Raw genomic sequence first — 6,700 nt, 5'->3', positions numbered from 1 at the left:
CCGAAGGACCCCACCGACGTGCTGCGCGGGATCCTGGAGCTGACGCCGGCCGCGCAGGACCCGGTGACGGGTCAGGTCCGCTTCACGGGCACGACCCCCCGCCAGACGCACGGCCGGGTGTTCGGCGGCCAGGTGCTCGCCCAGGCGCTGGCGGCCGCCTCCCGCACGGTGCCGGCCGCCCGCCCCGCCCACTCGCTCCACGGCTACTTCATCCGCCCCGGGGACGCGCTGCAGCCCATCACGTTCACCGTCGAGACGCTGCGGGACGGCCGCTCCTTCTCCGTCCGCCGGGTGCTGGCCTCCCAGAACGAGAAGGCCATCCTCGCCCTGACCTGCTCCTTCCAGGAGCCAGCCGGCAGCGCGCTGGACCACCAGGTGGCCATGCCGGAGGGAGTGCCCCGGCCCGAGGACCTGCCCACGACGGCGGACGTGCTGGGCGGCATCAACCACCCCGTGGCCCAGGAGTGGGCCTGGTCCCGGCCGTTCGACATCCGCCACGTCACCCCGGCCATCTATGTGGACCCGGCCGCGGAGACCGAGAACCGCAACATGGTGTGGATGAAGACCTTCACGCCCCTGGCGGACGACCCCGCGCTGCACCTGGCGGCGCTCACCTACGCCTCGGACTACACGCTCCTCGAGCCGATCCTGCGGCAGCACGGCGTGGCCTGGATCCAGCCCGGCATGTCCGCGGCCTCCCTCGACCACGCGATGTGGTTCCACCGGCCCGCCCGCGTCGACCAGTGGCTGCTCTACGTCCAGGACTCCCCCAGCGCCCAGGGCGCGCGCGGCCTCGGCACGGGCGCCGTGTTCGCCGAGGACGGGACTCTCGTGGCCACGGTCGCCCAGGAGGGCATGATCCGCCTGCCCGAGGGGGCCGCCGCCCGGCGGGCGCGGGTTCGTGGCGCGGCCCAGCGCATGGCCATGCGGACGGTGCTGCGCCGCAGCTGGCGGCGCTGACCCGGCGGTTCCACGGGGGGTGAGGCTGCCGATCGGGCCCCGCCACGGGTGAGGCGGCTCGACGTCCGCGCCGCGCGCGGGCCGTTCATGGTGGTCGACGTGCACCCGCCCCGGGACGACGACGGCCCGTCGCGATCGCGTGATCGCGGCGGGCCGTCGTCGGCGCGGCGCCCGGGGGCAACGGCCGGCTCAGTCGCGCGTGAGCTTGCGGTGCGTCACGCGGTGCGGGCGGGCGGCCTCGGGACCGAGCCGATCGACCTTGTTGGCCTCGTAGGACTCGAAGTTGCCCTCGTACCAGTACCAGTTGGCCGGGTCCTCCGCGGTGCCCTCATAGGCCAGCATGTGGGTGGCCACGCGGTCCAGGAACCAGCGGTCGTGGGAGACGACCACCGCGCAGCCCGGGAACTCGAGCAGCGCGTTCTCGAGGGAGGTCAGGGTCTCCACGTCGAGGTCGTTGGTGGGCTCGTCGAGGAGCAGCAGGTTGCCGCCCTCCTTGAGGGTCAGGGCCAGGTTCAGGCGGTTGCGCTCACCGCCGGAGAGCACGCCGGCCTTCTTCTGCTGGTCCGGGCCCTTGAAGCCGAACGCGGACACGTAGGCGCGCGAGGGCATCTCGACGTTGCCGACCTTGATGTAGTCCAGGCCGTCCGAGACGACCTCCCACAGCGACTTCTCGGGGTCGATGTTGGAGCGGGACTGGTCCACGTACGAGATCTTCACGGTCTCGCCGATCTTCAGCTCGCCGCCGTCCAGGGGCTCGAGGCCGACGATGGTCTTGAACAGGGTGGTCTTGCCGACGCCGTTCGGGCCGATCACGCCGACGATGCCGTTGCGGGGCAGGGAGAAGGACAGGCCGTCGATGAGGACGCGGTCCCCGAAGCCCTTCTTCAGGTCCTTGGCCTCGATCACGACGGTGCCCAGGCGCGGGCCCGGCGGGATCTGGATCTCCTCGAAGTCCAGCTTGCGGGTCTTCTCGGCCTCGGCCGCCATCTCCTCGTAGCGGGCCAGGCGGGCCTTGGACTTCGCCTGACGGCCCTTCGTGTTGGAGCGGACCCAGTCGAGCTCCTCGGCCAGGCGCTTGGCGAGCTTGGCGTCCTTCTTGCCCTGCACCTCGAGGCGGGCGCGCTTGGTCTCCAGGTAGGTGGAATAGTTGCCCTCGTAGGGGTAGAGGCGACCGCGGTCGACCTCGGCGATCCACTCCGCGACGTGGTCGAGGAAGTACCGGTCGTGGGTGACGGCGATGACGGCGCCCGGGTAGGAGGCCAGGTGCTGCTCGAGCCACAGCACGGACTCGGCGTCCAGGTGGTTGGTGGGCTCGTCGAGCAGGAGGAGGTCCGGCTTCTCCAACAGCAGCTTGCACAGCGCGACGCGGCGCTTCTCGCCACCGGAGAGGTTTGTGACCGGCTCGTCGGCCGGGGGCGTGCGCAGGGCGTCCATCGCCTGCTCGAGCTGGGAGTCGATGTCCCACGCGTCCGCGGCGTCGATGGCGGACTGCAGCTCGCCCATCTCCTCCATGAGGGCGTCGAAGTCCGCGTCCGGGTTCGCCATCTCCTCGGAGATCTGGTTGTAGCGCTGGATCTTGCCGTAGATCTCGCCGACGCCCTCCTGGACGTTCTCCAGCACGGTCTTGGACTCGTCCAGCTTGGGCTCCTGCATCAGGATGCCCACCGAGTAGCCGGGAGAGAGCCGCGCCTCGCCGTTCGAGGGCTCGTCCAGCCCGGCCATGATCTTCAGGATCGTCGACTTGCCGGCGCCGTTGGGGCCGACCATGCCGATCTTCGCCCCGGGGTAGAACGACATGGTGACGTCGTCCAGGATCAGTTTGTCGCCCACCTTCTTGCGGGCCTTGACCATCGTGTAGATGAATTCCGCCATGCGGCCCAGGCTAGTCGGTGGCCGCGGGATTCCACTCATCGTGCCGATCCCGCGACCACCGAGCCCGCTCCCCCTCCGTGCCGCCCCGTGGTCAGGCGACGCCGGCCGCCGCCGGCTCGGGCTCGGGGGCGCCCGCGTCCGACTCGTCCGGGCCGGGCGAGGCCGGGGCGTCGCCACCCTGGAACCCGTCCGGCAGGCCCGCGCTGAACCCGTCGCCGACCCCGCCGGCCCGTCCGACCGACACGTCGTCGCGCGGGGCCGACTCGGGGCGCGGCACGGCCGGGCGCTGGCTGCGCTGGAACGCCGCCGAGCCGAAGCCGAGGTCCAGCCCGACGGCGTCCGCCACCACGTCCACGGACGTGCCGGAGCGCTCGCCCGAGGACCAGTCGCGGACCCGGAGCCGACCGGTGACGATCACGGGGTTGCCCTTCTTCACGGACTGGGCGGTGTTCGAGCCGAGCTGGCCGAACGCCGAGATGCTGTACCAGTTGGTGTGGGCGTCCACCCACTCGGCGGTCTCGCGGTCGAAGCGCCGCTCGGTGGTGGCCAGGCGGAAGCCGGTCACGGCGGCCCCGGATGCGGTGTGGCGGGTGGCGGGGTCCGTGGCCACGAAGCCGCGCACGGTGATGAGGTCCTGCATGGTGTGCCTCCTGGGCTGGGCCCCGGTGGGCGCCGGGGCGGGTCGTCGGCGCATCGGCTGATCCGCCACTGCCAGACAACCCCGCCGCGGGGCGCCCCGGCAGGGTCGGGGGCCGGCTTGGGGACGCGCGGAGGTACCCGGGCGACTGTGCAGGAGCCGACGGCGCCGCGGCCGGCGGCCGTTAGACTGACACGGCCCAGCCCCAGTAGCTCAGCTGGACAGAGCAGCGGCCTTCTAATCCGCCGGTCGGGGGTTCGAATCCCTCCTGGGGCACCCAGACCAGGGGCGGAGCCGTCCGAGCACGCCCGACGCCCGCCCGAAGGAGACCGTCCTGGACCGTCTGCGCTCCTGGCTCCGTGCCCCGCGACCCGCCGTCCTCGAGGTCCGTGTGACCCGTCCCGAGGGCGTCCAGCTGGCCGCCCTGCTCGTCGCGGCCGCGGTCCTGTACGTGACGCACTCCTTCCTCCGGTACGCCACCTACGAGGCCAAGGGCTACGACCTGGGCATCTTCGACCAGGTGGTGCGGCAGTACGCGCTGTTCAACGCCCCCCTCAGCTCCGTCAAGGGCGTGGACTTCCACATCCTCGGCGACCACTTCCACCCGATCCTCGCGCTGCTGGCGCCCTTCTACTGGGTATGGCCGGACCCCCGCATGCTCGGCGTGGTCATGGCGCTGGCCCTCGCCGCGTCCGCCGTGCCGGTGTACCTGTTCGCCCGTCGTCGCGCGGGACACGGGGTGGCCCTGGCCGCCGTCGCCGCCCTGCTGCTCTCCTGGCCCTTCCAGGCGATGGTGAACTGGGACTTCCACGAGGTCACCCTCGGCGTGCCGATCCTCGCCTGGCTCGTGTGGGCCCTGGACGGGCAGCGGGCGTGGCTCGCCACCGGCCTGGCGGCGCTGCTGCTCACGGTCCGAGAGGACATGGGCGTGACCCTGCTGGCCGTGGCCCTGGTGATGGCGATCCGTCGCTTCTGGCCGCAGGCCGCGGTCACCGCCGTGCTGGGCGTGCTCGGCTACTGGTTCGCCACGTCCGTGGTGATCCCCCACTACTCCCCCACCGGCGCGTTCGGCTACTGGCAGTTCACCGCCCTGGGCCCGGACATGCGCAGTTCGGTCCTGTTCCTGCTGACCCAGCCGTGGAACGCCGTCGCGGTGCTGTTCGACCACCCGCTGAAGGTGGCCCTCTGGCTCCTGCACTTCGTCCCGCTGCTGTTCCTGCCGGTCCTGAGCCCGCTCACGCTGATGGCCCTGCCGATCCTGCTCTCGCGGCTGTTCAACGACCGCCTCAACGTGTGGGCCCCCGTGTACCAGTACGACGCGATCCTCGCCCCGCTGCTGCTCATGGCCGCGCTCGAGGCGGCCCACCGGCTGGCCGGACGCCGGGACACGCTGCGCCGGCTGCCCGCCGTCCTCGTCTCCACGGCGCTGGCCGCCGGTCTGATCGGCACCGCGTTCTTCCCGCAGGTGTACCCGCTGCACCGCACGATCGTCGGCGACATGACGACGACGCAGCACGCCCGCGACCTCGACCACGCGGTCGCGCTGATCCCGGACGGGGTGTGCGTCGAGGCCGCCGACAACGCCGTGCCGCACCTGACGGCCCGCACCTACGTCGGGCTGCACGGGGACATCGGAGACGAACTGGCCACGTGGATGATCGTGGACACCTCGGTGCCCGAGCTCGGCGGCTGGGACCCCCTCACCCCGGAGCAGGCACTGGCCCGCGCCGAGCGGCTCGGCTTCGAGCGGGTCTGGTCCGCGGGCGACGTCGTCGTCCTGCACCACCCGGACCGCGCGGTCTCGCCCACCTGCACGACGTACCTCGAACACCGCTGAGCCGCGCCCCACGGCGTCGGCGGACCCGCCCCGCCGTCAGCGGTCCGCGGACCCGCCGAGCGGCTGCAGGCCGCGTCCGGCCGGGGGCAGGAGCAGTCGGTCAGGTGCACCGGTGAAGACGCCGGCGTGTGGGTCCTCCGCCACCCCCGGGGCGATCTCGGGGGCGCCCTGGTCGAGGGCGGTGCGGCGCACCGGGTCACGGGCGGGGTCCAGGACGTCCTTGACCACCGTGGTCATGAGCCACACGAGGGCGACGATGTGCGCCACGATCCCCGAGGCGTACCAGGCGGTGATCCACCAGGCGCCGCCGGCGAACGCCCCGTCCGAGGTGATGCGGGCCGACTCCATCCACACCCCGCCCCAGTGGTAGACCTCCACGGCCTGCCAGATCCAGAACGCGCGCCACCGCGGCGTCGCGAGGACCACGAGCGGGATCAGCCACATCACGAACTGCGGCGAGTACACCTTCCCCCACAGGATGAACGACGCCACGATCAGGAAGCACAGCTGGGCCATGCGCGGACGGTGCCGCGCCGCGAGGGCGAGGTAGGCGATCCCCGCGCAGCACACCAGGAACAGGCCGTTCTGGAGCGTCGTGAACGTCTCCCCGGACCATCCCGTCCAGGCCAGCGCCAGCCAGGTCGAGGAGAAGGAGACCGCGCGGTCCCCCGAGAACGTGTAGAAGCGGGACCACTGGTCGAACGCCGTCAGCATGAACGGGAGGTTCACGGCGAGCCAGGCCGCCGCCCCGGCCACGGCCGCCTTCACGAACCCGGCCCAGCGGCCCGTGCGCAGCGCCAGCACGAAGATCGCGCCGAAGAAGAACAGCGGGTACAGCTTCGTGGCGGTGCCGAGTCCGATGAGCAGGCCGGCGAGGGTCGGACGGCCCGCCGTCCACGCCCACAGGGCCAGGGCGGCCAGCATCACGGCCCACAGGTCCCAGTTGAGCATCGAGGTGAGGATGATCCCCGGGGCCAGTGCCACGAGGAGGGCGTCCCGGGAGCGACCGCGGGCGGTGTACGCGGTCGCGACGACCAGCACGATCCAGCAGAGCACCACGCCGATCGCGTTGACGTCGAAGTAGGTCACGGTGCGCTCGTGCAGGTCGCCGGAGGCGGGCACGAGCCACATGGTCACGCCCGCGACCACGGCCAGCAACGCCGGGTACTCCATCCACTGCTCGGGTGGCAGCGGCGTGTAGAAGGGGAAGTGGCCGTCGGAGAGGCCACGCGTGGGGAACAGCTGGGCGAAGTCCGAATAGCACATGTGCGCGTGCACGCCGGGGGCCGCCCAGCCGTTCACGCGGCACCACTGCTTGGTCAGCACGCCGACGGCGGCAGCCACCACGGTCAGGCCGACGAGCAGGCCGACCCAGCGGGCGCTCGGGCGGGTCG

General features: G+C 72.1%; 5 protein-coding genes and 1 tRNA gene. 3 read left to right on the top strand and 3 right to left on the bottom strand.

Annotation, left to right across the window (positions count from 1 at the left end; genetic code table 11):
• The coding region (locus J1M41_RS01630; protein WP_241247555.1) for an acyl-CoA thioesterase II at positions 1-960 on the top strand (960 nt) is incomplete at its 5' end.
• Positions 961-1,149: 189 nt separating this feature from the next.
• On the opposite strand, the gene ettA is transcribed toward J1M41_RS01630, so the two are convergent.
• Complete coding sequence (gene ettA, locus J1M41_RS01625) at positions 1,150-2,832, bottom strand: energy-dependent translational throttle protein EttA (RefSeq protein WP_020624404.1); 1,683 nt, start codon at positions 2,830-2,832, stop codon at positions 1,150-1,152.
• A gap of 91 nt (positions 2,833-2,923) precedes the next feature.
• On the bottom strand, positions 2,924-3,472 hold the full coding sequence (locus J1M41_RS01620; protein WP_206451005.1) for a single-stranded DNA-binding protein: 549 nt from the start codon (positions 3,470-3,472) through the stop codon (positions 2,924-2,926).
• Positions 3,473-3,671: 199 nt separating this feature from the next.
• Here J1M41_RS01620 and J1M41_RS01615 point away from each other — a divergent pair.
• Both J1M41_RS01615 and J1M41_RS01610 read left to right on the top strand, forming a co-directional pair.
• Positions 3,672-3,745 (top strand) — tRNA-Arg (locus J1M41_RS01615).
• Between the two features lie 115 nt (positions 3,746-3,860).
• Complete coding sequence (locus J1M41_RS01610) at positions 3,861-5,306, top strand: DUF2079 domain-containing protein (protein WP_206451004.1); 1,446 nt, start codon at positions 3,861-3,863, stop codon at positions 5,304-5,306.
• A gap of 36 nt (positions 5,307-5,342) precedes the next feature.
• Here J1M41_RS01610 and J1M41_RS01605 read toward each other — a convergent pair.
• Positions 5,343-6,700 (bottom strand): glycosyltransferase family 87 protein (locus tag J1M41_RS01605; RefSeq protein ID WP_206451003.1); only part of this gene is annotated, 1,358 nt, incomplete at its 5' end.

The organism is Micrococcus sp. KRD096 (genome assembly GCF_017168495.1).
Taxonomy (GTDB): domain Bacteria; phylum Actinomycetota; class Actinomycetes; order Actinomycetales; family Micrococcaceae; genus Micrococcus; species Micrococcus luteus.
The sequence above is the reverse complement of the archived record's forward strand: the minus strand, read 5'-3'. Positions and strand labels throughout refer to the sequence as shown.

Coding starts and splice junctions, on each gene's coding strand:
- ettA (WP_020624404.1), bottom strand. CDS start 2,832: ATGGCGGAATTCATCTACACGATGGTCAAGGCCCGCAAGAAGGTGGGC.
- J1M41_RS01620 (WP_206451005.1), bottom strand. CDS start 3,472: ATGCAGGACCTCATCACCGTGCGCGGCTTCGTGGCCACGGACCCCGCC.